General features: G+C 59.2%; 25 protein-coding genes. 13 read left to right on the top strand and 12 right to left on the bottom strand.

The annotated features are described in order from the left end of the window. Window positions 1-212: 212 nt before the first annotated feature. From LPU83_RS70955 to LPU83_RS70935, 4 genes are all read right to left on the bottom strand, one after another. Entirely contained in the window at window positions 213-3,662 is a 3,450-nt protein-coding gene (locus LPU83_RS70955; RefSeq protein ID WP_024317596.1) for an ATP-binding protein, read from the bottom strand. Beyond that, window positions 3,663-4,904, bottom strand: a complete 1,242-nt coding sequence (locus LPU83_RS70950) for a metallophosphoesterase family protein (protein ID WP_040680980.1) — start codon at window positions 4,902-4,904, stop codon at window positions 3,663-3,665. 596 nt (window positions 4,905-5,500) lie between these two features. After that, complete coding sequence (locus LPU83_RS74975; RefSeq protein ID WP_225040090.1) at window positions 5,501-5,635, bottom strand: type II toxin-antitoxin system RelE/ParE family toxin; 135 nt, start codon at window positions 5,633-5,635, stop codon at window positions 5,501-5,503. 188 nt (window positions 5,636-5,823) lie between these two features. Beyond that, window positions 5,824-6,108: an acylphosphatase gene (locus LPU83_RS70935; protein WP_024317595.1), complete on the bottom strand. Its 285-nt coding sequence runs from the start codon at window positions 6,106-6,108 to the stop codon at window positions 5,824-5,826. Between the two features lie 576 nt (window positions 6,109-6,684). Between LPU83_RS70935 and LPU83_RS70930 the strand changes: the two genes are divergently transcribed. Then, window positions 6,685-7,356 carry a spermidine synthase gene (locus LPU83_RS70930; RefSeq protein WP_024317593.1) on the top strand — a complete coding sequence of 224 codons (672 nt, stop codon included), beginning with the start codon at window positions 6,685-6,687 and terminating at the stop codon, window positions 7,354-7,356. 1 nt (window position 7,357) lies between these two features. Here LPU83_RS70930 and LPU83_RS70925 read toward each other — a convergent pair whose 3' ends face one another. From LPU83_RS70925 to LPU83_RS70915, 3 genes are read right to left on the bottom strand one after another with little or no spacing between them, the layout of a single operon-like run. After that, window positions 7,358-8,152, bottom strand: coding sequence for an HpcH/HpaI aldolase family protein (locus LPU83_RS70925; RefSeq protein ID WP_024317592.1), 795 nt, complete (start codon window positions 8,150-8,152; stop codon window positions 7,358-7,360). A gap of 19 nt (window positions 8,153-8,171) precedes the next feature. Continuing rightward, the gene (locus LPU83_RS70920) at window positions 8,172-9,035 is read right to left on the bottom strand and encodes a sugar phosphate isomerase/epimerase family protein (RefSeq protein WP_024317591.1); all 864 of its coding nucleotides are present in this window, start codon (window positions 9,033-9,035) and stop codon (window positions 8,172-8,174) included. A 31-nt stretch (window positions 9,036-9,066) separates the two neighbouring features. Then, entirely contained in the window at window positions 9,067-10,437 is a 1,371-nt protein-coding gene (locus LPU83_RS70915) for an amidase (protein WP_024317590.1), read from the bottom strand. A gap of 227 nt (window positions 10,438-10,664) precedes the next feature. Here LPU83_RS70915 and LPU83_RS70910 point away from each other — a divergent pair, with 227 nt between their 5' ends. Both LPU83_RS70910 and LPU83_RS70905 read left to right on the top strand, forming a co-directional pair. After that, window positions 10,665-10,973, top strand: coding sequence for a hypothetical protein (locus LPU83_RS70910; protein WP_029710325.1), 309 nt, complete (start codon window positions 10,665-10,667; stop codon window positions 10,971-10,973). A gap of 70 nt (window positions 10,974-11,043) precedes the next feature. Next, complete coding sequence (locus LPU83_RS70905) at window positions 11,044-11,481, top strand: DUF1810 domain-containing protein (RefSeq protein WP_024317588.1); 438 nt, start codon at window positions 11,044-11,046, stop codon at window positions 11,479-11,481. Here LPU83_RS70905 and LPU83_RS70900 read toward each other — a convergent pair. Both LPU83_RS70900 and LPU83_RS70895 read right to left on the bottom strand, forming a co-directional pair. Further along, the gene (locus LPU83_RS70900; RefSeq protein ID WP_024317587.1) at window positions 11,478-11,666 is read right to left on the bottom strand and encodes a hypothetical protein; all 189 of its coding nucleotides are present in this window, start codon (window positions 11,664-11,666) and stop codon (window positions 11,478-11,480) included. The two genes, LPU83_RS70905 and LPU83_RS70900, sit on opposite strands and share 4 nt — an antisense overlap. Window positions 11,667-11,734: 68 nt before the next feature. Beyond that, window positions 11,735-12,358 carry a TetR/AcrR family transcriptional regulator gene (locus tag LPU83_RS70895; protein WP_024317586.1) on the bottom strand — a complete coding sequence of 208 codons (624 nt, stop codon included), beginning with the start codon at window positions 12,356-12,358 and terminating at the stop codon, window positions 11,735-11,737. Between the two features lie 127 nt (window positions 12,359-12,485). Here LPU83_RS70895 and LPU83_RS70890 point away from each other — a divergent pair, with 127 nt between their 5' ends. Beyond that, the gene (locus tag LPU83_RS70890; RefSeq protein WP_024317585.1) at window positions 12,486-12,695 is read left to right on the top strand and encodes a hypothetical protein; all 210 of its coding nucleotides are present in this window, start codon (window positions 12,486-12,488) and stop codon (window positions 12,693-12,695) included. Window positions 12,696-12,757: 62 nt separating this feature from the next. Here the strand turns inward: LPU83_RS70890 and LPU83_RS70885 are convergent, their stop codons facing one another. Further along, window positions 12,758-13,651 carry a sigma-70 family RNA polymerase sigma factor gene (locus LPU83_RS70885; RefSeq protein WP_024317584.1) on the bottom strand — a complete coding sequence of 298 codons (894 nt, stop codon included), beginning with the start codon at window positions 13,649-13,651 and terminating at the stop codon, window positions 12,758-12,760. 110 nt (window positions 13,652-13,761) lie between these two features. On the opposite strand from LPU83_RS70885, the gene LPU83_RS70880 reads away from it, so the two are divergent. Further along, window positions 13,762-14,220, top strand: coding sequence for a carboxymuconolactone decarboxylase family protein (locus LPU83_RS70880; protein WP_024317583.1), 459 nt, complete (start codon window positions 13,762-13,764; stop codon window positions 14,218-14,220). Window positions 14,221-14,284: 64 nt separating this feature from the next. Here the strand turns inward: LPU83_RS70880 and rhaI are convergent, their stop codons facing one another. Further along, window positions 14,285-15,577: an L-rhamnose catabolism isomerase gene (gene rhaI / locus LPU83_RS70875; RefSeq protein WP_024317582.1), complete on the bottom strand. Its 1,293-nt coding sequence runs from the start codon at window positions 15,575-15,577 to the stop codon at window positions 14,285-14,287. A 62-nt stretch (window positions 15,578-15,639) separates the two neighbouring features. Beyond that, the gene (locus LPU83_RS70870; RefSeq protein WP_024317581.1) at window positions 15,640-17,736 is read right to left on the bottom strand and encodes a bifunctional rhamnulose-1-phosphate aldolase/short-chain dehydrogenase; all 2,097 of its coding nucleotides are present in this window, start codon (window positions 17,734-17,736) and stop codon (window positions 15,640-15,642) included. A 200-nt stretch (window positions 17,737-17,936) separates the two neighbouring features. On the opposite strand from LPU83_RS70870, the gene LPU83_RS70865 reads away from it, so the two are divergent. The 8 genes from LPU83_RS70865 to LPU83_RS70830 all read left to right on the top strand — a co-directional run bounded on the left by LPU83_RS70865 (window position 17,937) and on the right by LPU83_RS70830 (window position 25,984). Further along, window positions 17,937-18,749: a DeoR/GlpR family DNA-binding transcription regulator gene (locus LPU83_RS70865; RefSeq protein WP_024317580.1), complete on the top strand. Its 813-nt coding sequence runs from the start codon at window positions 17,937-17,939 to the stop codon at window positions 18,747-18,749. 52 nt (window positions 18,750-18,801) lie between these two features. Beyond that, a complete protein-coding gene (rhaS, locus tag LPU83_RS70860) occupies window positions 18,802-19,797 on the top strand; it encodes a rhamnose ABC transporter substrate-binding protein (protein WP_024317579.1) in 996 nt (331 codons plus the stop codon). A 76-nt stretch (window positions 19,798-19,873) separates the two neighbouring features. Beyond that, window positions 19,874-21,409 (top strand): sugar ABC transporter ATP-binding protein, encoded by a 1,536-nt coding sequence (locus tag LPU83_RS70855; protein WP_024317578.1) that lies wholly within the window; start codon window positions 19,874-19,876, stop codon window positions 21,407-21,409. A 10-nt stretch (window positions 21,410-21,419) separates the two neighbouring features. Then, a complete protein-coding gene (locus tag LPU83_RS70850) occupies window positions 21,420-22,421 on the top strand; it encodes an ABC transporter permease (protein WP_024317577.1) in 1,002 nt (333 codons plus the stop codon). Then, window positions 22,418-23,431, top strand: a complete 1,014-nt coding sequence (locus tag LPU83_RS70845; protein WP_024317576.1) for an ABC transporter permease — start codon at window positions 22,418-22,420, stop codon at window positions 23,429-23,431. Before LPU83_RS70850 ends, LPU83_RS70845 begins: the two co-directional genes overlap by 4 nt. Before the next feature lie 11 nt (window positions 23,432-23,442). After that, window positions 23,443-23,763 (top strand): L-rhamnose mutarotase, encoded by a 321-nt coding sequence (gene rhaM, locus LPU83_RS70840; protein ID WP_024317575.1) that lies wholly within the window; start codon window positions 23,443-23,445, stop codon window positions 23,761-23,763. Beyond that, a complete protein-coding gene (locus LPU83_RS70835; RefSeq protein WP_024317574.1) occupies window positions 23,760-25,136 on the top strand; it encodes an FGGY-family carbohydrate kinase in 1,377 nt (458 codons plus the stop codon). Before rhaM ends, LPU83_RS70835 begins: the two co-directional genes overlap by 4 nt. A gap of 80 nt (window positions 25,137-25,216) precedes the next feature. Further along, window positions 25,217-25,984, top strand: coding sequence for a fumarylacetoacetate hydrolase family protein (locus LPU83_RS70830; protein ID WP_024317573.1), 768 nt, complete (start codon window positions 25,217-25,219; stop codon window positions 25,982-25,984). Window positions 25,985-26,129 lie beyond the last annotated feature (145 nt).

The raw sequence follows: 26,129 nt of genomic DNA, 5'->3' as shown, positions 1-26,129 counted from the left end.
ACGTCTTCCCTCTGGCGCCCCGCGGTTTTGCGGGGCACAGAACAATGCGAACGTGTTCCAGCGCGCGGTGCCTCAGTGCAGATGTCTAGCCCTGGAACGCTGCGTAGCGACTAAGAAGAAGCTACCTGATCTGGCGCTGTCGAGCATGAGCGCCTGCCACGGCGTTTTCTATGTCGCGCTTATTCAAGTTGTAGGACGCCACGACGCTGCCCTCACATGGCGATGAGATCAAGACCCTCGCCCAATTCCCGCCGCGCAATTTCGACTACGCTGCGCTGGTGCGTGAACAATATCGTCTGAAATGTTTTGGAGGTAGACGCCAACGCCTTCAGTCCAGCCGCGGTGCGGTCATCGTCGAAGGTCTGGAAAATATCGTCAGCGATCAGCGGGATTGGCTCGTTCTTCAGGCAATAATCCTCAAGAAAAGCCAGGCGAAGCGCGAGATAGAGCTGATCACCGGTACCCTCGCTCAATCCACCTTTCACCGGCACCCTCTCTCCCGTCGGACGCTCCGCCATGAGATGAAGCACATCGTTTTCGCCATACTCCTGAACCAGCCGGCTGAATGCTCCACCGGTGAGCATCGAAAATGCGAGGCTTGCTCTGTTCATGACAGGATCGGTTTGCGTTTCACGAAAGGCCTCTATCGAACTTCCCAACACGCGTGCCGCGAGCTTCAGCACGACCCATTGGCGAGCAAGTTCCTTCGCCTCTTCTTCGGCCGAAAGGCGCTCGAACACGGCGTGCTCAGCGGTCTTTCCCGTTTCCAGCTCACGGCGCTGCCGCAGGTTTTCGGCCAGCCGCGCGGAGAGCTCACCGTACTCCTCGAAGTGGTTGGCATCGGCCTTCTGCAGACGTTCGATTTCCAATCCTGCTTTTGCGCGGTCGAAATCTGTCAACGACGCTCGAACAGCGTCTTCAGATTGCCCCTCCGCGTTTTCGGCGAAGCGCCTGCGGCTTGAAGAAAGCCTCTCTAGAGCTTCATTGCGTCGCTTTAGACGCCGGCGCGACTCGATGGGATTTTCAGCGTCAGGCAACCCTGAGGAAATGTCTTGAAGGTTTTCCTTCGCGTCTTGCAGGGCGGCGAAACACCGTTCGTAACGTGCGTTCGCCTGCGTGAGCTGTTCTTCTGTCGCACGTCGATGTCTATAGGAAGCCTCCGCGTCCTGCGCGCGCTCCTGCAATATGTCGACGGCCGCATCGGCAGAAAGGCCTGAGAGGTCCGCAGCGGCACTCCTTACGAGCTTAGCCGCGGTTGCCTCGAATGCAGCGATGTCTCGCTTCATCCCGTCGACCCGCCGTTGGCGGTTGTTCCGCTGCGCAACGATTTCGGGAACCTCGCGCCAGACTTCCAAAGCGGCTTCAATCATTTCAATCGTCGCGTTAAACGGCACCTTTAACAAGGCGGCTGCGTCAGAGAGTGTGCTTTGCCATTGCTCGATCGAAAGCCTAGCTCTCCGCTTTTGCTCATCCAGGTCATTGATCTTGTCCATCGCCGCGGAGCGTCTGATCTCTGAAGTGCGCCCTTGCTGCCAAAGCTCCGCCAGCCTGCTGAGGTGCCGATCCAGCGCACGGCCCAAGGCAACGGCGGGGAGATTTCCTGCCCCTTCGAAACCAGCCTCATCGCTAATAGATACCAGCGCGGGCAAAATCCGCTGCTCCGTCAGTCGAAGCTTCGTGACGTCGTCTTGCAACTCCAGCACCGCATGGCGTTGCCTTTCCAGCTCCGCGAGGGAGCGACGCCACTCAATCATCTGCCCAGTCGTTGAGGGTGAGACGGGCACACCGAGAAATAGCTGCGCGAGTTCGGATTGGGTTTGACGATGTGCCTCTTGTGCGACGGCTTCCGCCTGAACCGCATCATCCATGAGATGATCCTTCTCGGCCAGCTGTGCCTTAAGCTGACTGTGGCGAGCAACGCGCTCTGCTCCTGCAAACGCTAGATCGGCGAGCCTGTCGCTCTCGTTCATTGCAGCTTGCAATGCAAGGCCTGCGGCCGCAGTTGGAGCGTCCCGGTATTTGTCCCAGAGATTTTGCCTTGAACTTCGCGAATTGAGGATGTCGCTCCTCGTAACCAAGTACTCCGCTCGCTCCAGCCCGTCTATTTCGCGAATGATGTTTTGCCGCTCGTCCTGGACCGAATTCAAACGTGACATGGCATCGCGGATGCCTGTCGCAGCTTGATCCTCCAGCTTCCGCAATTCCGACAATGCATTCAGGTCAGGCAATGGGGCGGCTAATACCGCGTCGAGGTCGTCGACGCTGGGAACGAGCCGCGCCGTCGCCTCCGAAAGGTCCGCCGTCGTGCGGGCGAGCTTCACGGTCAGCAAATCGATCTTGTCGATCTCCGCAAAGGTGGGCTGAATTGCCACCAGGCGTTCAGTGAAGAATTTCGGGTCGATCGAGGAGCCGGGGCGTTGGTTTCTCTCCAACTCATTCAGATATTGGGTTTCTTCACTGAGCTGTTTGTCCAAGGCGGTGAGCGATCGGCTCAGTTCTCGACCTTCCATCGTGAGCGCTCTCAGTAGCGCGAGATTTGCGTCTGTGGGCTGCTGGTCAGCCAACGACTTATCGTTTGTGTCGATACCCAACCGCTTGCCCAACTGGCCAAGTCTAGCTTCGAATTCTTGAGCCTCAGCGATGACACGCGGCAAATCTTCCCTCGCCTTGAGGTAGATACCCTTATCCGCGTAAAGTTGCCGGATATGCGCGGCAGCTTCACGGATCTCGTCATTCACCGTGCTTGCCGCGAGCGTATCCACCAACCGTGACACTTGCTCCTGTAGAGACGAAACGGTTTGCTCAGCCTCCTGATGAGATGCGAGAGCAGCGTCCAGCTTCGGTTCCACGCTGGCTGGCACATGCTCCAGATCAGAAAAACCTTCCAAGGCATTGACGTCGAGATCAATTTCTCGCAGCAGCGGCTCGAGCGAACGTCGCAGTGTCAGTGCGTGCAGATTCAGTTTGACTTGTGTCCGTCGAGCATGAATTTCGGCGAGCTCCCGTTCCAGGTGGGTCGCCTCTTCTATCAGCTTTTTCCAGTCGCCCGCGCGAAGCTCATGCAACTTCTCAAGTCTGCGAGCATCATCATGCCTGTCCAACGCCTGGTAGAACAGTCGTTCCTTGGACCGTCGCTGAGCGAAGATATTTTCGGCTTCAGCATCGAGAGACACTCTCAGACTGCTCAATCCGGTCAGCCCGGAAGCAGCCGAGAACAGTAAACTTCCGATCTCTCCGTCATGCTCGAGCATTTCCACACCACCGGCTCGGAGGCGATCCGAGTCCAAGCCGAATGCTCTTTCGAACACGGTTCTGTCCACGGCGCCCAGAAATGGCTGCAGTGCATCCTCGGAGAGCGAGCGCTCGTCATCGGAGTTGTCGAGAAGCGTGTTCTTTCGACCGCGTCGGCGACGGAAGGCGAGCTCGCTCCCGTTGCGAGACGAGAGCGAAGCCCCAACACGAAGGGTCGTCGCGTCATGAAGATGGTCGTCCCTCGCAACATGCGGGAAGCCGAAGAGCAAATCCGACATCGAGCGGAGCGCAGAGGACTTTCCCGCCTCGTTCGGTCCATAAATCAGATGCAGCCTCGCGTTTTGCCGAAAAGGAAGGACCTTGTTGGTCAGGGATCCATATCGGATGATGTCGAGCGTATCGAATCGCATTCACAGACCCATCTCAGTGCGGGCGAAAAGCAATTGCTTCGCCTCCTCGAGCAGTGCCTCGGCACTCACTTCCAACGGCGATTCATCTGCAGCGGCTCCCCCCGGCAGCTTTATTGCGATCGAGGATATCAGGGCTTGCGCCTCGAGCAGGAGTTCCTTCCGGTCGTCTGCAAGACTGACGAGCTGCCTGAGATCCAGTCCAGCATGTGCATCGCCGCTCGGTTTTTCTTGCAACCCTGTCGAAAGCCGGACTTCTAGTTTCTCAAGCCAGATATTTTCGTGCGCACGATGAAGCGAGGCCTGGATCTCGTCCCGCCACTGATGCCGATTGACGACGAAATTGCTCTGTAGCTCAGAATGACCACTCAATCGGACGCGAACTGCAAGCGGCCTTCCCTCGCCTTCGTCCGCGCAGGTTCTACCGGCTCGCTCCACCATCTGCAGGATATCAATCATGCTGTGGTGCGGTTCGAGCATTGCCTTCACTTCACAGAAGCGCGCACCATCCACGATGATCCGCTCGTACTCCACGTGACTATCTCCGACAGTCACGAGCACGGCGCCTTTCGCACCGACCTCTCGAACGCTGCGCCCCTGAAGATTTCCGGGAAAGATGACCGGCGGATCGGCAGAAACTTCCTCGAACTGATGAACGTGCCCGAGCGCCCAGTAATCGTAACCACGTGACCGGAGATCGTCGACAGAACAGGGAGCATAAGGGGCATGCGGCTCTCGTCCCGAAAGAGAGGTGTGGAGAACGCCTATATTGAACCACCCTTGTTCCCGCCGCGGGTATCCGATCGCGAGGTTCTCGGTCGCTGATCGCTCGACGAAGCCTTGTCCATGCAACGCGACCTTGAGGCTATCGATCCGGAATGTCCCTGGACGATTTGTCGGAAACTCAAAAACGTTGTCGGGAAGTGTGATCGTTTTCGTGACGACGCTTACCGCATCATGGTTTCCGCGCAGAAGATAAACGGGAATTCCCGCTCGTTGGAGCCGTGCCATTTCTCGGTTGAAGAACAAGCCTATTTTGTTGTCCTTCCAGTCGCCGTCGTAAATGTCGCCGGCGATGACGATGAAGTCGACGGCCAGGTCAATCGCCCTGCTGACGAGCGTAGAGAGAGCGTTCCTAGTCGCTTCAATGAACTGGGCAGCGACATCGGTATCCTTCGACGCCAACCCCAGCATGGGGCTCCCGAGGTGTAGATCGGCAGCATGGATAAAACGAAATGAGGACATGGCCACACTCTTCAGTTTTTAGAGACCTTCCTGAGTCTCCAGCAACAGAGTGTAGCAACGAATGTGCGGCCCGCGTCACGCGTCCACCCGTTCTCCACTGCCAATTGTTCGTGGACCGGTCGGCAAGGTAGGGCGCGCCGTTCGGTGGCAGATGGAAGGAAACGGCAAAGACCGCGGTCACATGGCGGGCATTTATGTTAAACAAGTCGACTTTATTTCTATCGCAGAACGTCCAGTCCCTTACGCTCAACGAGATCAAGAATCTTGATGGCGGTGCTGCTTGGTTTTTTATTACCTTGCTCCCATGCGGCAACAGTAACTTTCTTAACATTGAGAAAGCTGGCAAACACAGCCTGGCTAGCCTTTGTTTGAGGCTCCAATCCTCTTAATTTCCTCGGGAGAATAGTCACGTAAAAGAGGAAGGCAAAGTGCGTCGAACTCCCTCATCGTCACGTCGTCGACGAAGCCTGCCTCATGCAGGCTGGCCGCAGACTTATGTACGTTCTTCAGAATCCGGCTCATGACACGTAATCTCCAATATCGTCGTCTTTTTAATCATCTCAGAGAGCTCTTTGTCGTCGGCGAGCACGTAAACATCACACAGCTATTCGAAGGGCTTCCTTCTCCTTCTTTGTGATGTTGTCGGCCTCATTTTTCGCGAATCCGTGAACAAAAATAAGCCGATGGCCAACGGTAGTTCGAAAACTTCCCTGTTTACCAAAGATTTGCAATCTCAACGGCTCTTGGACGTGCAATTATGAAGCGTATGGGTCGACATTTCATCCACAATTCTCAATCCGTGCGTCCGTCGACCCGACGGGTTTTTCCGCCTGTCCTGCGCGCTGACCGCTTTCTTCGTTCATCACGGTGCACGTGGTGCCATCTGCAGGCACACCCTCTTCGCCTTCAGTTGGCGTAGCTACGCTGTGATCTGGAACCCGGAGGGTATCGCCTCAGGAGATGCCACTTCCACTTCGACAGCAACGACCGACGCGCCGGGCGGTCCGTTCCAGAATTCCTTCAACATCGCCGATACGGCCGTCTCCGGGCCGGCAATGAGCGCTTTCACGGATCCATCACCTTCGTTGCGGACCCAGCCCACCAGACCGAGCTGTTCAGCCCGGGCGCGTGTCCAGACGCGAAAACTGACGCCCTGGACCCGACCGGATATCCGCACCAACGCTGCCTTCCGATCCTTCCCCATGCTCGCCTCCATTCGCGTGCCTTGTAGGCAATCTGGAACAGTGGGAGAGAATTCAAGCACGGTCTGTCCCGCAGCATACGACAATCGTTGGGCGTCACCCAGATATCGCGCGATTTCAACGCCATATCCCCCTCGAGCCGCTGGCGCAAATCAAACGGCGCACTATACTCACAATTGCATCAACGTGAAGGGATCTCGATCATGCGCAGGCTTATCGCAGTGACTTCAGTCCTCGTCCTCAGTTTCGCTGGTTCGGCCTTTGCGCAAGCGAATATGGGCATGGACAGCAGCGGCCGCTTCGACGGATCGCCGCCGCTCGGGACTTCCCGCGAAGACGAGGCACCGAGCGGTGGATTCGCGATACCGTTCGACACGTTCCAGACCGGCAGTACGACGGGGTCCGGTAATATACAATGGACGCAATGCCCGCCACAGCGCCGTGGGGTCCAAGGCAACAGCCAAGCTTGCCTTGAAAGGAACTGAAGCAAACCTTGCAGCCGCCGCGAGCCTGCTTCCAGGTTCGCGGGTCTGCCATTTCTGTGCTAGGGGAACCGCGCAACGCGAGGCACGACAGACATGCTCCCCTGGATTCAACTTGATTCCGCCCCCATTCCCGGAGAAAGCGGCGAATTGCGCCTCAAGCGGCGAGGCAGCGAATTCTCGATCATGCTGGGCTCGAACGAGCTGATGAACAACCGCCTGAGCGGCTCCGAGGAGGCGCTCGCGACGCTTTCCCATGAAAAGATCAAGGGGCGCGCGCGTCCGAATGTCCTGATCGGCGGTCTCGGAATGGGTTTCACGTTGCGTGCTGCCCTTTCCGTTTTGCCACAAGAATCATCGATCATCGTTGCCGAACTCGTACCGGCGGTGGTGCAATGGGCGCGTGGCCCGATGTCAGAAGTATTTCAGGGTTGCCTCGACGATCCACGCGTTGCCATTCACCAGGGCGACGTTGGCGAACTGGTGCGGCAAAGCAAGACGCAATTCGACGCCATCTTGCTTGACGTCGACAATGGGCCTGATGGCCTGACGCGACGCTCCAACGATCGTCTCTACGATTTTGCAGGCCTGCGGGCTGCACGCGATGCCCTGCGCCCCGGCGGCGTTCTCGCCGTCTGGTCATCAGGGCCGGATGCCGGTTTCACCCGGCGGCTTGGTGACTGCGGCTTGGACGTCGAGACGGTCAACACGCGCGCCAACGGCAAGCGCGGTGGCGCGCGTCACGTCATATGGCTCGCCGTCAAATAGTTCAGCTTGCCTGAACTCGACGCGCGGCTGCAATCGCGGTTGCGGCTCCAGAACGGAGCTGCTGCGTGTCGGCTCCGGCGATGACGAAATCGAAACCCATTTTCAACAGCTCGCCGGCCCGCTCGCCATTGCTGCCAAAGACGCAGGCGAATTTTCCGTGAGCCCGGCAACGGGCAATCAGATGCTTGAGAACGCCGTCGACCTGCGCCGTATCGGGTGCTACGTTCGCTCCATCTGACAGCGCTATCGACAAGTCGGACGGGCCGACGAAAATGCCGTCGATGCCGTCTACGCGCATGATTTCATCTGCGGCATCAAGGGCCGCGCGAGTCTCGATCATGGCAATCGCCACGGTCTGCTCGTTCGCGGTCGCAAGATATTTGGTGGCCGAAAGCCCCGTATGGTTCATCGCCAGGGTCGGCCCCCAGCTGCGCTCGCCGAGCGGTAGATACTTGGTGGCCTTCGCGAAGGCCTTCGCCTCCGACACCGAGTTGATCATCGGCGCAATGATGCCTGAGGCGCCCGCATCGAGAAGACGCGAGGCGGATGCGAAATCGCCGAGCGGAATGCGGGCGAGCACAGGCTTGCCGGCAAGCCTCCCCTGGCCAATTCCAACGGCAGCCGATCCGATATCCCAAACGCCATGCTGCATATCCAACACGACGGCATCAAACGCCTCCTGCGCCAGATGATTGACGAAGAGCGGATCGGGAATGCCGATCCAGGCGGATATCAATCCGCCTTCACCGCTTCTGATCCGCTTTGCGAAGCCGTCGATCGTCGTTGCGCCAGTCATCCCATGCTCCTTTCGCGGTTTAGCCAACCGCGCGCTGCTTTTGCTGATGAAATTCCTCGATGAAAGCCTTTTGAAGCAGGATGCCATCCCACTCGTCGGTAAAAAATGGTGAATCGTAAATCAGCGTATAGGGTCCGCGGTAACCTGCCGCCCGACACGCTTCCAGAGATTTGCCATAATCTGCCCTGTCGAGCCCTGATCCATTGAAGTCAGCCTTGGCGTGGCAAAGTTCCGCGCGTCGCATGATATCGCAAAGCCCGTCATATTTTTCCGGCGCAGCCCAGTTGCCAAGATCGCCATTCAGACCGACGTCTCCCTGCAATGTATCGAGAAGCCAGTTCGTCTCCCTTGGAGAAGGCAAAAGAGCAAACCAGTTTTCGGTGACGACGCGAACGCCGCTATCTTTAACCTGCTTTGCAAGCCAGCCCAGATGCTGTGCCGCACGTTCGAGGTTTTCTGCCGTCGGCGCCTGCTTGCCTGCGATTACCCGCATGTGCTTGGCGCCAAGCGCCGCCGCAATCTCGATCCAGCCGGCGATCCATTGAATATCGCGCTCAGCCGTTTCTGGATGGCTTGGATCACCATCTTCGACGAGCAGCGTCTGGAGCAGGACGCCGGCGTCCTGAAGCGCGGCGCGCATTTCCGCCAGATGGGTGCGCTCCAGGCTCGAGAGGTGGAACGAGCAAAGTTCGAGCCGCCCAACTCCGCGCTCGGCGAGCTGCCCCGGGATGTCGAGGAGCGAGCAGCGCCCCGGCCCATAAGGTTCCTTACGCGTGGCACTTTTCTCCGGATCGGGGCTATGGGGGTAAACGGCACCAAGCAGCCGGTGCAGCGACCATGTCGAAACTGCAAATCGTCCGTTCTCCAAATTGCCTTCACTCATGTTCTCCTCCCGGGGAGCAATGCCCATTGGCTCAAATGAATTCGCCGCGGATAATCTCCTCTGCCGACAGCGCCGCGCTGAGGAGCGCTTCATCACGCTTGCCCACCGCAGAGAGCAGGAAGCCGACCGGCATATCGGCATCTCCCGTTCCACAGGGGATCGATACGCCGCACCAATCGAGGAAATTGCCGAGCATCGTATTGCGCAGCGTCATGCCGTTGGTTGAAAAAAACAGATCGTCGTTCGTTTCCAGCGGCGCGATGGCCGGCGCCACGTGCGCAACTGTCGGAAAGGCAACGAAGCTCTCGCACACGAGCCGCTCGACATCTGCTATCAACCTTTGTCGCGCGTCGAGAAGCGCAAGATAGTTCGCAAGCGTTGTCTTCTCACCAAGCCTTACGCGCATGGCGACGCGATGATCCATGTCGGCGGCTTGCGGCCCAGCCAACCGTTCGCGGTGAAGCGCGAAAGCCTCTGCGGTCACCAGGGCACCATATTTTGCCATCAGCCCCAGGATTTCATCGAAAGCAGGAATTGCGATCCGGCTGATCGATGCACCCTCTGCCGCAAGCCAATCGATGGCCGTCTCGAAGGCTGCAACGACACCGGCTTCGGCGCCATCGAACACCACGTTGTCGGGGATTATGATATCCAGCCCTTTGACAGGGCGGCTCACAATTGATGGAGACGCCGGGCCGCGCATTCCCGCGTCAATCCAGACGGCGTCCTGGACTGTCCTGCACAGCGGTCCGAGCGAATCCAGACTTTTTGCCAATGGGAAAACGCCCGCCATCGGGTAGCGGCCCCGTGTCGCCTTGTATCCGACGATGCCGTTGAAGGCAGCAGGGATGCGCACCGATCCCCCCGTGTCTGTTCCCATCGCCACCGGCACCAGGCCGGCTGCCACCGCGACGCCGGCGCCAGATGACGAACCGCCTGGGACGCGTGCCAGATCGCCACTGCGGGGATTTTGCGGCGTGCCGTAGTGCGGGTTGATGCCAAGGCCCGAGAAGGCGAACTCGCTCATGTTGGTGCAGCCGATCGAGACCATGCCGATCTGCTGCAGCGATGCCACGATCGGAGCGTCTGCGTGCGCAGCTGGACCGGTTGCGAGAACGGTCGATCCGGCCGTCGTTGTCCGACCCTTGAGGTCAAAGAGGTCCTTCCAGGCGATCGGAATGCCATCCAGCATTCCACGCGAGCGGCCCTCCTTCAGTCGTTTCGATGAGGCCCTTGCCTCTTCGAGTGCCCGATCCTTGAGGATTGCCGTGAAAACCGTGCGATCCGGATATGCATCGATGCCATCGAGCACGGCTTCCGTCACTTCGATCGGATCAACAGCTGCCGTTTGAATGAGCCCGGAAAGCTGCGCGACGGACATCGCGCCAAATGATTTCGTCATGGGGGTATCCGCAATCTGACTGACTGACCGAACTAATCCGAATTTCGTCGACGCGCCAAGTCCTTAAAGTCAAATCAAACCGATTGGTTCGATTTTATGAACACTGCGTTTGTGGATCCGCTCTTCAACCGGCGCCCTCGAAACCACACATCCCGCTTGCGTGCAAGTTTTTGCCGGCGAGAGGACGAGCGTATGCCGGTACGCGCACCAGTGTAGGAGTTAACAAAATGACAAACGGCGAGAGTTGGAACACGGCGCGCGGCGACGTGGTGCACCACCACGCAACAGATGACGAGTTGAACGGCATGGGTGAACACGAATACGCCGAACATGTAAATGCACACAGACCTTCAATATCAGAACGGGTCATTGTTCTTGCAGCGTTTGTGCTTCTGGGCATCGCCGGGCTGACGGTCCACTTTGGTGCCCCTATGGCCTCGGGCCTCGACACGGCAACAGTCGGATCAATCTCCGAATCGTTACCATCGGTCGATTATTGCCGCGAGCACAGCCCTTACCCGGACAGATCCTGCTGAGGGTCTCTCCACTCCGGACATGGACAACCTTCCCCCCGCGATATAGTTATGCGCACGGGGAGGATCGGCGATGCCCGGTGAGATCGACTACAATCTGAACCGCTTCATGGACGCACAAAATGGCGTCTATGAGCGGGCGCTTTCGGAGTTGAAGGCTGGCCGCAAACGGTCCCATTGGATGTGGTTCATCTTCCCCCAGATCGCGGGCCTCGGATCATCATTCATGGCAGAGAAATACGCCATCCGCTCGGCCGAGGAAGCCTCTGCCTATCTTGCCGACCCTATTCTCGGGAGCCGGCTGTTTCGCTGCGTCGATGCCGTACTTGGCATCGAAGGCAGGTCCGTGCACAAGATTTTCGGCTCTCCCGATGATCTAAAGCTACGGTCGTCCATGACCCTTTTTGCCGCGGTCAGCGAGCATGGATCGCCTTTTCACAAGGTAATCGATCTGTTCTATCGGGGGGAGTTCGATGAACGCACCATCCAACTCTTGGATGCGAGCAACTAGCCTGCACTCGCATGTTCCAGCGACTCGATCTCAGCTGATATTTCGTTAATCCGCTCTCGCAACTCTTGATCGGTGCCGTCATCGATCTCGTCATCGCCGAAGCAACTGCGCGCCTCATAGAGCTCAAGCTTCGCCTCGAGTTCGGCGCGCCTTGTATAGAGACGGTGAAGGTAACTGTAGTTCATGCCTTTGCTTCCCACCTCGTCCGAAACGAGTGCAAAGGCATATGGTTCCCGCTGATCGCCCGAGGCCGCTACGCAAAAGCGGTCATGGCAGCGTTGCAGGCCTTGGAGAAGTGACTGCAACATGTATCGTTGCCCATGGCTTGCCGCGTGACACGAGCGCCCTCGAGAAGGAGCGTCAGCGTGTCGGCCAGCAGGTTCGGTTCGCGCGCACCGGCTGCAAGACAGAGCGCCTCCAACCTGTCGCGTTGCTCGGCTTTGTGCCGTTCGATCACGTCATAGGCCGGATGCCCGTCGCCTTTAAGCTCGATGGCGGCGTTGGCGAGGTCACAGCCGACATGCTCGCCGCAAAGGCTCTGCGTTCGCGCTTCGACCCATGCCCGCAGCTGTGCCTTCGGATCGCTGGGATGAGCACTCTCGAGATCGCGCCAGATCGCCTCGGCCTTTTCTGAAGCGCGGCGCAACGTCTCGCAGACCAGCTCGTCCTTGGAGCCGAAATGGCGATAGAGCGTCATCTTGTTGGTCAGCGCCGCATCTGCGATCGCATCCACGCCGATGCCGCGAATGCCGTGCTCGCGAAAGAGCTCGGCGGCGGTCGAGACGATGCGCTCCCGTGGCGGGATCTTCTCGTCAGTGTTTGCGGGAGACAGCACGTTCAATGATTCTGATTTTTTTGCGGACAACGTCCTTGACATCCATGTGACCGATCGGTAACAAATGCATTGTTACTTACCGGTAACACCACTCTTCGCGGAAGTCAACGTCGATCGGCGACGCGGCCGGAGTGGAACACGGGCTACCGCCCACGAAAGGAGGCAAACCATGAGCAAGACCAGAGAAGACCTGACCATTACCGAAGCCCTTCGCGACCCCCTGATCGCCATGGTGCTCCGCGCTGACGGCGTGAAAATTGACGATTTCAAGCGTCTCCTTGAGACGGCCGCCAAGAAGCGTGAGCAGCGCCCCTCTCCGGTGAGCAAGTTTATGAACGTGATCTCCGGCAACCCGGCTGCCATGTGCAGCTTTTGCTGAAACCTTGGGCCCTTCCCTGCCCCCGTAAGAGCCGTCGCTGAGCCAAGCGACGGCTTTTCATTTCAGAGGCCGGGCTCCGTTGGTTCCAGCAGCTCATATTGCAGGTGGTCAAGATAGTCGCGATCGGCAACGGCATCGATCGCTGAGATTCTGTCTCCGTCGAAGGTTAGAAGCAGAACAACACGCAGGTCTCCTGCGACGGACACCACGAGCCCGAACTCCCCATCGATGAGCGCAGGCTTGGCAGCTTGGGCGCGACCCTTGAAGGTCTCTGCGACCGCTGATGCGCCGTGAAGCTCGCGAACGGAAGGATTATACCGCATTGCCATGGCGTCGGGGGTGAAGACCACCTGCGGATCGAGAACCGCAAGCAGCGCGTTGAGATCGCCGAGCCGCGAAGCCGCGAGGAACGCGTTGACGATCGTCCTCTTGTGTGCGGCATCCGCTTCCGGCACATCGGTCGCTCCGTGCACGCGGCGGCGAGCGCGGCTTGCAAGCTGGCGCGTTGCGGCCGATGAGCGATTGATGATGGGTGCGATATCGTCGAAGGGCAGATCGAACATGTCGTGCAGCACAAAGGCGACGCGCTCAGCCGGAGCCAATGTCTCGAGGACAATTAGCAGTGCCACGCCGACGGCGTCGGCAAAGGCCACCTCCCCCTCCGGATCAACAGCCTTTGACGGGTCTGCAAGCCGTTCATGCACGGGAAGGTCAAACGGTTCTTCCCGCCTCGTCTTTCTCGAGCGCAGCATGTCCAGGCAGATCCGCGCCACGACGGTCGTCAGCCAACCACCCATATTGTCGATTGAGTCCGCGTCGGAGCGGCCGAGCCGCAGCCAGGCCTCCTGAACGGCATCGTCTGCCTCCGTGCGGGAGCCAAGCATGCGATAAGCGACCGTGGCGAGATGCGCCCTGTTCGCTTCGAATTCTCCCGCCAGCCAATTTTTCTCATCCATTGTCACATTCCTCCAGTCTGTTCCGTCAAAGGCATGACGAACGAAACCTGGCCGGTGTGACACGACACCGCCGGCGGCGTCATTTCGACAACACATCAAGGAGACATATGATGCAAGCGAGAATGGGAAACCCAGCTGTCGTCATTCCCGAAGCGATGCAGGCACTGCACGCCCTCGGCACATTGCCGGCCAAATCAGGTCTTTCGCCAATCCTTTTAGAACTCGTCAATCTGCGCGCCAGCCAAATCAATGGCTGCAGCGTCTGCATCGACGGGCATCCACGCATCGCCAAGAAAGCAGGCGAGAGCGATGAGCGTCTGTTTGCCGTCAGCGCCTGGCGCGACACACCGTATTTCACGCCTGCCGAGCGGGCAGCCCTTGCGCTGACCGAGGCGGTCACGCGTGTCAGCGATCGTACCGACCCCGTACCGGACGACATCTGGGACGAGGCCACGCGGCATTTCGACGGCAAGAGCCTGGCAGCCCTCGTCATCGCCATCGCCAACATCAACGTCTGGAACAGGCTGAACATCGCCACCCGCCAGATTGCCGGCGAATGGAAGCCGTAAGACACGATCGGGCCGCTATCCCTTGGACAGCGGCCCGACAGAACAGCCTTGGGAGGCTTAAGGATCAGATAATGCCACCGCCGCCGGCGGCCGATACCGGGCGTTCGGCGGCGACCTTCCTGCGGTAGCCGCTGACACGATAGGTCGCGACGGGATCGATCGCGCCACCGGCACGGCGGCGGGCTTCGGCAAGGATCGGCTCAACGTCGGCACGGTAGGCGCGCTTCAGCGTCTCTGTCGCCATCAGCGCGTCATTCTCGTCCTGGTAGCCGGCAAGCGCCTTGCGGTCGACGAGGAGAGCCTGTGCGTAGGCACGACGGATCTCATTGGCGCTGTTGATCAGGCTCTCGATCGGGTCGGTGACGTTGTGCGACTGGTCGATCATGTGCGCCGGATTAAAATCGTTGACGCCGCGCTGCTCTGCATCGACAAGCTCGTTGAAGACGAGGAACAGGCGGTAGGGTTCGATCGCACCAGCGTCGAGATCGTCGTCACCATATTTGGAATCGTTGAAATGGAAGCCGCCGAGCTTTCCGAACTGAACGAGACGGGCGACGATCATCTCGATATTGGTATTGGGTGCATGATGGCCGAGGTCGACTAGGCACTGCGCCTTTGGTCCAAGCGTCTGGGCGATCAAGTAGTTGGTGCCCCAGTCCTGGACGACCGTGGAGTAGAAGGCGGGCTCGTACATCTTGTGCTCGGAAAACAGTTTCCAGTCATCCGGCAGCGCCTTGTAGATGTCGCCCATCGAGGCGAGATAGCGTTCGAACGCCTTGGTGAAGTTGCTCTGGCCGGGGAAATTCGAGCCATCGCCGACCCAGACTGTCAGCGCCTTGGAGCCGATCGCCTTGCCGATCTCGATGCATTCGAGATTGTGTTCGACGGCCTGCGCGCGCGTTGCCGCATCGGTATGGCTGAGCGAGCCATACTTGTAGGAATGCTTCTGGCCGGGTGCATCCGAGAAGGTATTGGAGTTCATCGCGTCGAAGCCGAGGCCGAGCGCATCGCCCTTCGCCCTGAGCTCCTTGGCGTCGGCCTTGTCCCAAGGAATGTGCAGCGACACGTTCGGTGTCGCACGCGTCAACTCGTTGATGACGGAGCAGTCGTCGAGCTTGTCGAAAATGCCGCGCGGTTCACCGGTGCCGGGAAAGCGGGCAAAGCGGGTGCCGCCCGTTCCAACACCCCACGAGGGTATGGCGACGAAGAATTCCGAGACCTTCCCCGTGATCGTCTCGATGTCGATGCCGCGGCGGGCCAGATGGGCGCCGAGCGCCTCATAGTCTGATTTCAGCGCGTCAGCGCGCTTGTCGTTTTCCTGCGCAATGACATCCTGCGCGATCTTGGACTCGGCCATGAATTCCTCCCGAGAATGTGGATGGGGTACGGCGGGCAAGGCGCCCGCCGCCTTAACTCAACTTAGCGCGGGAAGCTCTGCGCGTTACCGGCATCGACGTTGATGATGTTGCCGGTGGACTTGGCCGAAAGATCGGACGCCAGGAAGTAGATCGCCTCTGCAATATCTTCCGGGAAGACGTTGAGCTTCAGCATCGAGCGCTTGCGGTAGTGCTCCTCCAGCTCGTTGATTTCGATCTTCGACGACGCTGCACGTTGTTCGCGCCACTCACCGCTCCAGATCTTCGAACCGCGCAAAACGGCATCTGGGTTGACGGTGTTGACGCGAATGCCTGCTTCTGCGCCCTCGAGCGCCAGGCAACGGGCCAGATGGATTTCCGCAGCCTTTGCCGTGCAATAGGCTGCCGCGTTCGGCGAAGAGGCGAGACCGTTCTTGGAGGCGACGAACACGACGTTGCCGCCGAGGTCCTGCTTGCGGAACAGACGGAAGGCTTCACGCGATACCAGGAAATATCCGGTGGCCAGAATGTCGATGTTCTTGTTCCACATCGAAAGCTCGGTGCTTTCGATCGGCGCGGACGACGCGATACCCGCGTTGGAAACGAGGATGTCCACACCGCCGAACTCGACACAGGCTCCGGCGAAGGACGCGATCACCGCGTCTTCCTTGGTGACGTCAAGCTTGACGCCGCGAACGGCATCGGTGCCGAACTGCTTGGCAAAATCGGCCTGCGTGCCGTCGAGAGCCGCCTGGTCGATATCAGCCAGAACCACGCAGGCGCCCTCGCCGATCAAACGGGCCGCTGTTGCGCGGCCGATGCCGCCGGCGCCACCGGTGACGAAGGCAACGCGACCAGCAAGGCTCTTCGGCTTCGGCATGCGCTGCAGCTTGGCCTCCTCGAGCAACCAGTACTCGATATCGAAGGCTTCCTGTTCAGGCAGACCCTGATATTCGGAAACGGTCGACGCGCCGCGCATCACATTGATGGCATTGACGTAGAACTCGCTTGCGATGCGCGCCGTGGCCTTATCGCGTGCAAACGAAAGCATGCCAACGCCCGGGACAAGGAAGACGACCGGATTGGCATCGCGCATGGCCGGCGAGTTGTCGTGCTTGCAGTCGTTGTAGTAACGCGCGTAATCAGCGCGGTAGTCCTCAAGTGCCTTGTCGAGCGATGCAATGACAGCATCGACATCCGGCTTTGCCGGATCGAAATCGACGATCAGCGGGCGGATCTTGGTGCGCAGGAAGTGGTCCGGGCAACTCGTACCAAGCGCACCGAGCGGACGCAGGTTCTTGGAGTTGACGAATTCTAGCACGGCATCCTGATCGTCGAAATGACCGAGCTTGCGCTCCGCCTTGCCGATACGCCCGCGGATCTCAGGCATCAGGCGTGCGGCGATGGCGCGACGCTCTTCCAACGGCAGGCTCTGCGTGGCGACGCCGCCGAAGATTGTCTTGCCTTCGGTCTGTTCCGCAAACCAGGTAATTGCCTTGTTGATAACAGCAAGCGTCAGCTCATAGCAGGTCTTGGCATCGTCTGCCCAGGTGAAGAGACCGTGGCTTTCGAGGACGACGCCCTTGGCATTCGGGTTTGCCTTGACGAAGGCTTCGAGGTCGAGGCCGAGCTGGAAGCCTGGGCGGCGCCACGGCAGCCAGCCAATCGTGTCACCGAAGATCTGCCTGGTCAGTTCCTTGGAATTCCTGGAGGCGGCGATCGCGATGATCGCATCCGGATGCATGTGGTCGACATGGGTGAAAGGCACGAACCCATGCAGTGGGGTGTCGATCGAGGCGGCACGGCTATTAAGATTGTAGGTGCAGTGTGGCAGGAAGCCGACCATGCGGTCTTCGTCTTCGACGCCCTTGTAGATACCCTTCAGGGAGTCGAGCTTGTCCTGGTAGAGCGTCGCAAAGCCGTCGAGCTTGATGGTCCCGACGTCGCCGCCCGAACCCTTTACCCACAGGATCTTGACCTTCTCGCCGGTCAGCGGATCGGTTTCCGTGACCTTGGCAGAGGTATTGCCGCCACCGTAGTTGGTAATGCGCTTGTCGGCGCCGAGCAGATTCGAGCGATACAGCAGCTTGCCGGGCTCATCGAGGCCAGCAGCGTAAGCATCGGCCCAACGGTTATCAAGAAGCCGGACGGTTGCCGCCATGTCATCCTCCCATAAAGAAATTTCTTGAAGACGCGAAACAAAAACGCGCCTCTTGCGCTGACGGTATCGCTCATCAAAATACGCGTTGTCAATCAAAAACGATCAAACACGCTTATTGTGCAGTGCAATATGCAAATTCTTGATCGTTTTTGATTGACACATTCTCACAACTGCGAAATAAGCAAGCTAGGAGGAGCCCCATGCACGAACGCGAACGCCATCGCATCATATTGAGCGCCGTTCAGGAAAAGTCGGTCGTCACTGTTCAGGATATATCCGAATTGACCGAGGCTTCCGAGGCGACGATCCGGCGTGACATCGCGGCCCTTCATGTGCAGGGGAAGATCCGGCGTGTGCGTGGCGGTGCAGAGGCGGTTCACCCGCCGCAGCTCGGTAATCTCGCCGGACGGCCCTTCCGGGTTTCGGAATCTGTCAATATCGATAAAAAGCGCTCAATCGCGCGTGCAGCCGTCGATCTGTGCGATCCAGGCGATGCCATCATCATCAATGGTGGGACGACCACCTTCCAAATGGTGCATTTCATGGCCGCCCATCGCATGCAGGTCATGACCAATTCGTTTGCCATCGCCGAGCATCTGGTCAAGCACTCGAAGAATACCGTAACAGTCCCTGGCGGCGTGATTTATCGCGAGCAGAGCCTGATTCTGTCGCCCTTCGACAATGACGCGATCCGCAATTTCTACGCCCGCCGCTTCTTCATCGGCGCCCAGGGCGTCGGTCCGCTCGGCATCATGGAAGCCGACGCGCAAATCATTCAAAGCGAACAGAAGCTGATGCACCAGGCCGACGAGTTGGTCGTCATGGTCGATTCCAGCAAGTTTCACCGCCGGTCGAGCCTCATTCTGTGCCGGCTCGACCGTGTTTCGACGATCATCACCGACGACGGCATTCCAGAGGGTGCGGTGAAAATGATCGAAGATGCGGGCATCAAGCTCGTCATTGCGAGCGTCGCAGTCTCGCAATCGAAGGAGGGTTCCTCGTCCGTCGCGTGAGTGGCGCCGGCAGGATGTTAGTCAAGTCTTATCAACGTGGGAGGATGAAAGCATGAAACTCGCAAAGACACTCGCAATCGGCGTGGCGTTTGCCGTGGCCATGATGGCCGGCGCCGCAAGCGCCAAGGACGTCAAGATTGGTCTCGTGGTAAAGTCGCTCGGAAACGGCTTCTTCGAAGCTGCCAACAAGGGCGCGCAGGAAGCAGCTAAGGAACTCGGCGGCGTGGAAGTAATCTACACCGGTCCGACCTCGACGACGGCCGAAGGCCAGATCGAAGTCATCAACTCGCTGATCGCTCAAGGTGTTGACGCCATCGCCATCTCCGCCAACGATCCGGATGCTGTTATCCCGGCGCTGAAGAAGGCCAAGCAACGCGGCATCAAAGTCATCTCCTGGGATTCCGGCGTCAACAAGGACGGCCGCATCCTGCAGCTGAACCCGTCGTCCAACGAACTGATCGGCAAGATGTGCCTGACGCTCGCCAAGGACCACCTCGAAGGCGGCAAGGGCGACTTTGCAATCCTATCGGCCACGACGACCTCGACCAACCAGAACATCTGGATCGACCAGATGAAAAAGCAGCTTAAGGACTTCCCGGGCCTCAACCTCGTCACCACAGTTTACGGCGACGACCTTTCGGACAAGTCCTATCGTGAGGCGGAAGGCCTTTTGAAGTCGAACCCGAACGTCAAGGTCATCGTTGCTCCGACGACGGTCGGTGTTCTGGCCGCTTCCAAGGTTGTCGAAGATAAGGGCCTCGTCGGTAAGGTCTACGTGACGGGCCTCGGCCTGCCCTCGGAGATGGCCGGTGCGATCAAGTCGGGTGCGACGAAGGAATTCGCCATCTGGAACCCGATCGACCTCGGCTACTCCGCAACGCAGATCGCCTATCACCTCGTCAAGGGTGACGCGACTGGCAAGCCGGGCACCGAAATCGAGGCCGGCCGCATGGGTAAGATCAAGATCGGCGACAACGGCGAAGCTGCTATGGCAGATCCCTTCGTCTACAATGCATCGAACATCGACCAGTTCTCGAAGGTCTTCTGAGCCTGATCTCGCTCCAGAAACAGAACCCGGCGGCTCAGGCCGCCGGGACCTCCCAATTCGACACCGGTAACCGCTGATGAACACTGCCCTTCAACAACCCGTCGCAGGCTCCAAGACCGACGACGCGCCCGCCATTCTGGAAATGCGTGGCATTTCGCAGATCTTCCCCGGCGTGAAGGCGCTCGATAACGTCAGCATCGCGCTCTATCCCGGCAAAGTGACCGCCCTGATCGGCGAAAATGGTGCCGGCAAATCGACGCTCGTCAAGATCCTGACCGGTATTTATCGACCGAACGAAGGCGAGATCATCGTCGACGGCAAGCTGACAACCTTCGCCAATGCGCAGGCTGCCATCGACGTCGGTGTCACCGCCATCCATCAGGAAACCGTGCTCTTCGATGAACTGACGGTTGGCGAAAACATTTTCCTCGGCCATGCGCCGCGCACGAGATTTCGCACGATCGACTGGAAATTGATGAACAGTCGCTCGAAGGAATTGCTGCGTTCGCTTGAAAGCAATATCGATCCGACGATCCGCCTCAAGGATCTCTCCATTGCTCAGCGCCATCTCGTCGCCATCGCCCGCGCGCTCTCCATCGAAGCGCGCATCGTCATCATGGACGAGCCGACCGCAGCACTTTCGCGCAAGGAAATCGACGATCTCTTTCGTATCGTCGAGGGCCTGAAGGCACAGGGCAAGGCGATCCTTTTCATCAGCCACAAGTTCGACGAGCTTTACGAGATCGCTGACAACTTCGTGGTTTTCCGCGACGGTCGTGCGGTTGGCCACGGCCAACTCAAGGAGACGCCACAAGACGACATCGTCCGCCTCATGGTCGGCCGCGATGTGGAAAATGCATTCCCGAAGATCGACGTGGCCATCGGCGGCCCGGTGTTTCAGGTCGAGAAATACTGTCACCGGACCGAGTTTCGCGACATCTCGTTCACCCTCCGCAAGGGTGAGATCCTCGGTGTTTACGGACTGATCGGCGCCGGTCGCTCCGAGCTTTGCCAGTCACTCTTCGGCATCACCAAGCCTGCATCCGGCAAGCTGAGGCTGGAAGGTCAAGAGCTTGCAATCCATTCGCCGCTCGACGCCATCGGCGCCGGCATCGTCTACGTGCCCGAAGAGCGCGGCCGCCACGGCTTGGCTCTGCCGATGCCGATCTACCAGAACATGACCCTGCCCTCGCTCGCACGCACATCGCGCAAGGGCTTCCTGAAGGCGGCCAATGAATTTGCCCTGGCGCGCAAATATGCCGAGCGCCTCGATCTGCGCGCCGCGGCACTCTCCGTTGCCGTCGGGACGTTATCGGGCGGCAACCAGCAGAAAGTCGTTATCGGCAAATGGCTGGCAACGAAGCCCAAGGTGATCATTCTCGATGAACCGACCAAGGGCATCGACATCGGCTCTAAGGCCGCCGTGCACGGCTTCATCAGCGAACTCGCAGCCGAGGGTCTATCGATCATCATGATCTCGTCGGAGCTGCCCGAGGTCATCGGAATGTCCGACCGGGTCCTCGTGATGAAGGAAGGCCTGATGGCCGGCCTTTTCGAACGCAAGGATCTGACGCCGGAAACGCTGGTTCGCGCCGCGACCGGTAATGCTTGAGGTAATCGGAATGTCCAGACTCCTGAAAAAACGCGAAACCCTGCTCTTCGTCATTATCGCGGTCATGGTCGCGATCTTCTCGACACGAGCTCAGGATTTCGCGACACCCGGCAACCTGGCTGCGATCTTCAACGACACGTCGATCCTGATCATCCTCGCACTCGCCCAGATGACCGTTATTCTGACCAAGTCGATCGACCTGTCCGTTGCTGCAAACCTTGCCTTTACCGGCATGGCGATTGCAATGATGAATGCCGCCTATCCGGACTTGCCTCTTGTCGTGCTCATCCTTGCGGCAATCCTGATCGGCGCCTTTCTCGGCGCGATCAACGGATTTCTCGTCTGGGCGCTGGAGATCCCACCGATCGTTGTCACGCTCGGAACACTGACCATCTATCGCGGCATGGCCTTCGTGCTGTCGGGTGGTGAGTGGGTGAACGCCCATCAGATGACGCCGATCTTCCTCAATGTTCCGCGCACTGTCATCCTCGGCATGCCGGTCCTCAGTTGGGCTGCGATCATCATCGTCGCGCTGATCTACATGCTCTTGAAGCATACCCAGTTCGGTCGCTCGGCCTACGCTGCGGGGGGCAATCCGACGGCCGCCGTCTATGCCGGCATCGATGTCGGCTGGACGAAGTTCCTCGCTTTCGTGCTGTCAGGTGCACTTGCCGGTCTTGCAAGCTACCTATGGGTCTCGCGCTACGCGGTTGCCTATGTTGATATCGCCAGCGGCTTTGAGCTGGATAGCGTGGCTGCCTGCGTCATCGGCGGCATCTCGATTGCCGGCGGCGTCGGCTCCGTCATCGGGACGATACTTGGCGCCCTCTTTTTGGGCGTCATCAAGAATGCTTTGCCCGTCATCGGTATTTCGCCTTTCACGCAGATGGCGATCTCGGGCACCGTCATCATTCTCGCCGTCGTCTTCAACGCAAGGCGCGAGCGCAATCGCGGCCGCATCATCCTGCGCGACAAGGCCGCAGCAGACAGCCCGGCAGAGGTGGCAGCATGAGCACACTCGTTTCCACCCCGAGCGAAAAGCGCGTCATCCCCGATCGCCTCGGCACGCCGTTCAAGCGCATCATGTCGAGCTGGGAAGTCCTGCTCTTCGGCGTCGCCGTCCTGATCTTCATCTTCAATTCGCTGGCCTCGCCCTATTTCCTGGATGCCTGGAACCTGTCGGACGCGACCTTCAACTTTACCGAAAAAGCAATGATCGCCTTTGCCATGGCGCTGCTCGTCATTGCTGGCGAGATCGACCTTTCGGTTGCCGCCATTATCGCCCTTGCCTCGACAGCTATGGGAGCGGCAGCGCAAGTCGGTGTGGGGGCGCCCGGCCTCGTCCTGATCGGCATCGGCGTCGGCCTGCTGTGCGGCATGTTCAACGGGTTTCTCGTCTCCGTCATGAAGCTGCCGTCGATCGTCGTCACCATCGGCACGATGAGCCTGTTCCGCGGCATCTCCTACATCGTCCTCGGCGACCAGGCCTACGGCGGCTATCCGGAGGATTTTGCCTTCTTCGGTCAGGGCTATGTCTTCTGGGTCTTTTCTTTCGAATTCATGCTCTTCATCGTGCTGGCGATCGCATTTGCGATCCTGCTGCATGCCACGAATTTCGGCCGGCAGGTCTATACGATCGGCAACAACGACTTCGCCGCCCGCTTCTCGGGGATTCCCGTCGAGCGCGTGAAATTCATTCTCTTCGTCCTGACCGGCGTCATGAGTGGTGTCGCCGCGGTTTGCCTGACCTCGCGCCTCGGCTCCACCCGCCCATCGATCGCGCAGGGATGGGAGCTCGAAGTCGTCACCATGGTCGTCCTCGGCGGCGTCTCGATCCTCGGCGGCTCCGGCAAGATCGGCGGCGTCGTCATCGCCGCCTTCGTCATGGGCCTCGTCACCTTCGGCCTCGGACTTCTCAACGTGCCCGGTATCGTCATGTCGATCTTCATCGGCCTGCTTCTGATTGTCACGATCGCAATCCCGATTATCGCGCGCCGCATCAAAGCCCTGAGCTCGAAATGAATGGGTTCCAAATGACGCTCGAAAAACACGCCTTCAAGATGACGCTCAACCCAGGCATGGAAGCCGAGTACAGGAAGCGGCATGACGAAATCTGGCCGGAACTGGTCGAACTGCTGCACCAATCCGGCGCCAGCGACTACTCGATCCATCTCGACCGGGACACGAACACGCTGTTTGGCGTTCTGACACGGCCCGCCGATCATACGATGGCGAGGCTGCCCGATCATCCTGTCATGAAGAAGTGGTGGGCGCATATGGCAGACATCATGGCAACCAACCCGGACAATTCTCCTGTCCAGAGTGACCTCGTCACTGTCTTCCATATGCCATGACGCCGAACTACAGCCGCATCGCCGTTCTCGATATCGGCAAGACCAATGCCAAAGTGGTGGTCCTGGACAGCGCGACCGGCGTGGAGGTCGCAGTTGCGAGGACCCCGAACACGGTCCTGAAGGACGGTCTCTATCCGCACTACGATATCGACAATCTCTGGTCCTTCACATTGGACGCCCTTCGCTCCTTTGCCAAGGAGCCTGGTTTCGACGCCATCTCGATCACCACCCATGGGGCGTCGGCTGCGCTTCTCGATAGGGCCGGCAATTTGGTCATGCCGGTGCTCGACTACGAGCACGAATATCCCGCCCACATTCGCGACGCCTATGCGCGACTGCGCCCCCCCTTCGAGGAAACCTTTTCGCCGCACCAGAACATGGGCCTGAATATCGGCGCGCAGTTGCATTACCAGAAGACCGCCTTCCTCGATGACTTTGCCAAGGTTGCAACGATCCTCACCTACCCGCAATACTGGACGGCGCGACTGACCGGCATCGTTTCGAACGAGGTAACCTCGCTCGGCTGTCACACCGACCTCTGGAACCCGCGTGACGGCCGATATTCCTCGCTTGTCGACACGCTTGGCGTGCGCGATCTCATGGCGCCGCTCCGCTCCGCCTTCGATCCGCTCGGGCCGCTTCTGCCGGACATCGCCGAAGCGATCGGTTTCACCCGTGAGATCCCTGTCTATTGTGGCATTCACGATTCCAACGCGTCGCTTCTGCCACATCTGATTAATCGCACAGCACCGTTTGCCGTTGTCTCGACAGGCACGTGGGTGATCAATTTCGGGGTCGGTGGAGACCTCGATCATCTCGATCCCAAGCGCGACACACTTGCCAATGTCGATGCCTATGGCCGTGCCGTTCCCTCCTCCCGCTTCATGGGCGGACGCGAATTTGAATCAATCTCAGGCGAGATCGGACAGGTTGACAAGGAAGAGATTGCCACAGCAGTCGAGCAGGTCATCGTGAAAGGCCTGATGCTGCTTCCAAACGTTGTGCCCGGCTCCGGACCGTTCCCCGGAAAAAGCGCCCGTTGGGTTAACGCGCAGGGCGCGACAGGCGAAGAGCGTTACGCGGCGCTGTGCCTCTATCTCGCATTGATGAACCAGGCCTGCCTCGATCTGATCGGTGCGCAAGGCCCGGTAATCGTCGAAGGACCTTTTGCACTCAACGATTCCTACCTAACGCTGTTGGCGGCGCTCACCAGCCGTGAGGTCATCGCCGTCCCCGGATCGACCGGCACGAGCCAGGGCGCCGCGCTGCTGAGCGGCATCAAGCCGCCTGCCGGCAGCGAGCGTCACATCGCTCCGAGCGCCATTCAAGGGCTCGACGCCTATCGCCAGGCTTGGCATGCAGCAATGGCATAGCAGTCTTTTCATCGGGGCCCCTCGCTCCATCTTAGCGTTAGCGATAGGCTCGCGACTCAAAGCAATATGGAGGAGACCTCATGGCAGCTTCAGCCGCCGCACCCTTTGATCCACGTGCGCTAGCAGCAAAACTACATGGCCTGCGCCGTTCACAAAGCCAGGCGCCGACGGCGGAATTTGCCCTGCCTGCCGATCTCAGGCACGCAATGGACGCGCAGAATTTTCTCGCCGCCGATGAGGCTATTGCAAGCAACGCCTGGAAGGTGACCGTCTCGCCCGATGGGCAGGCGGTGACAGCGCCCCTGCATCCCTATGTGCAAGCGGACTCTGGAGCACGGATTCCTTGGCAGCGGGGCACCAAGTTCGAGGCGGAAATCGCCGTGCGCCTCGGTCGGGACCTGCCGATACGCCGCGAAGGCAGCTATGGCCGCGCCGACATCGTCGATGCGATCGAAGCGGTTCACCTCGGTGCGGAACTTCTAGCCAGTGCCATCGAGGAGAGCGGCAAGATCTCGTTCCTCCTGTTCCTGGCTGATCGGCTTGGAAACAGCGGATATGTGCTCGGTCCCCGTATGGAAAAGCCGGCCGTCGATACGGCAAGCGGCACGCCGCTCAAGGTGACGTTCAACGGCCAGCCGATCTACGACGCGCCCGCTCAGCATCCGAAGGGAGACGTGCTGACGTGGCTTTTGGACTACGCCAACGATGGTATGCGACCGAACACGTCGCTCAAGGCCGGCGCACTCGTCACAACGGGCACGCTCTGTGGCGCGATCGAACTCGTCACCCCTGGAGACATTGAAATCGTCCTTGGCGGATCTGCCTGTCTGCGCCTGGCACTCGTCTGATACTGCAGATACAGGGAGCCACCGGAATCCTAACGCCGTGGGAGCGGCCTAGATTAACTACCGTGTCGCTTCCGCAAAGATCACAATTTCCTCGCTCATCCGCCATTGGACAACGTCAGGATCGAGATCGAGAAGACATGCAAAG

Source organism: Rhizobium favelukesii (genome assembly GCF_000577275.2).
Classification (GTDB): Bacteria; Pseudomonadota; Alphaproteobacteria; order Rhizobiales; family Rhizobiaceae; genus Rhizobium; species Rhizobium favelukesii.
Note: the sequence above shows the minus strand (reverse complement) of the source record. Positions and strands in the feature narration are given on the sequence as shown.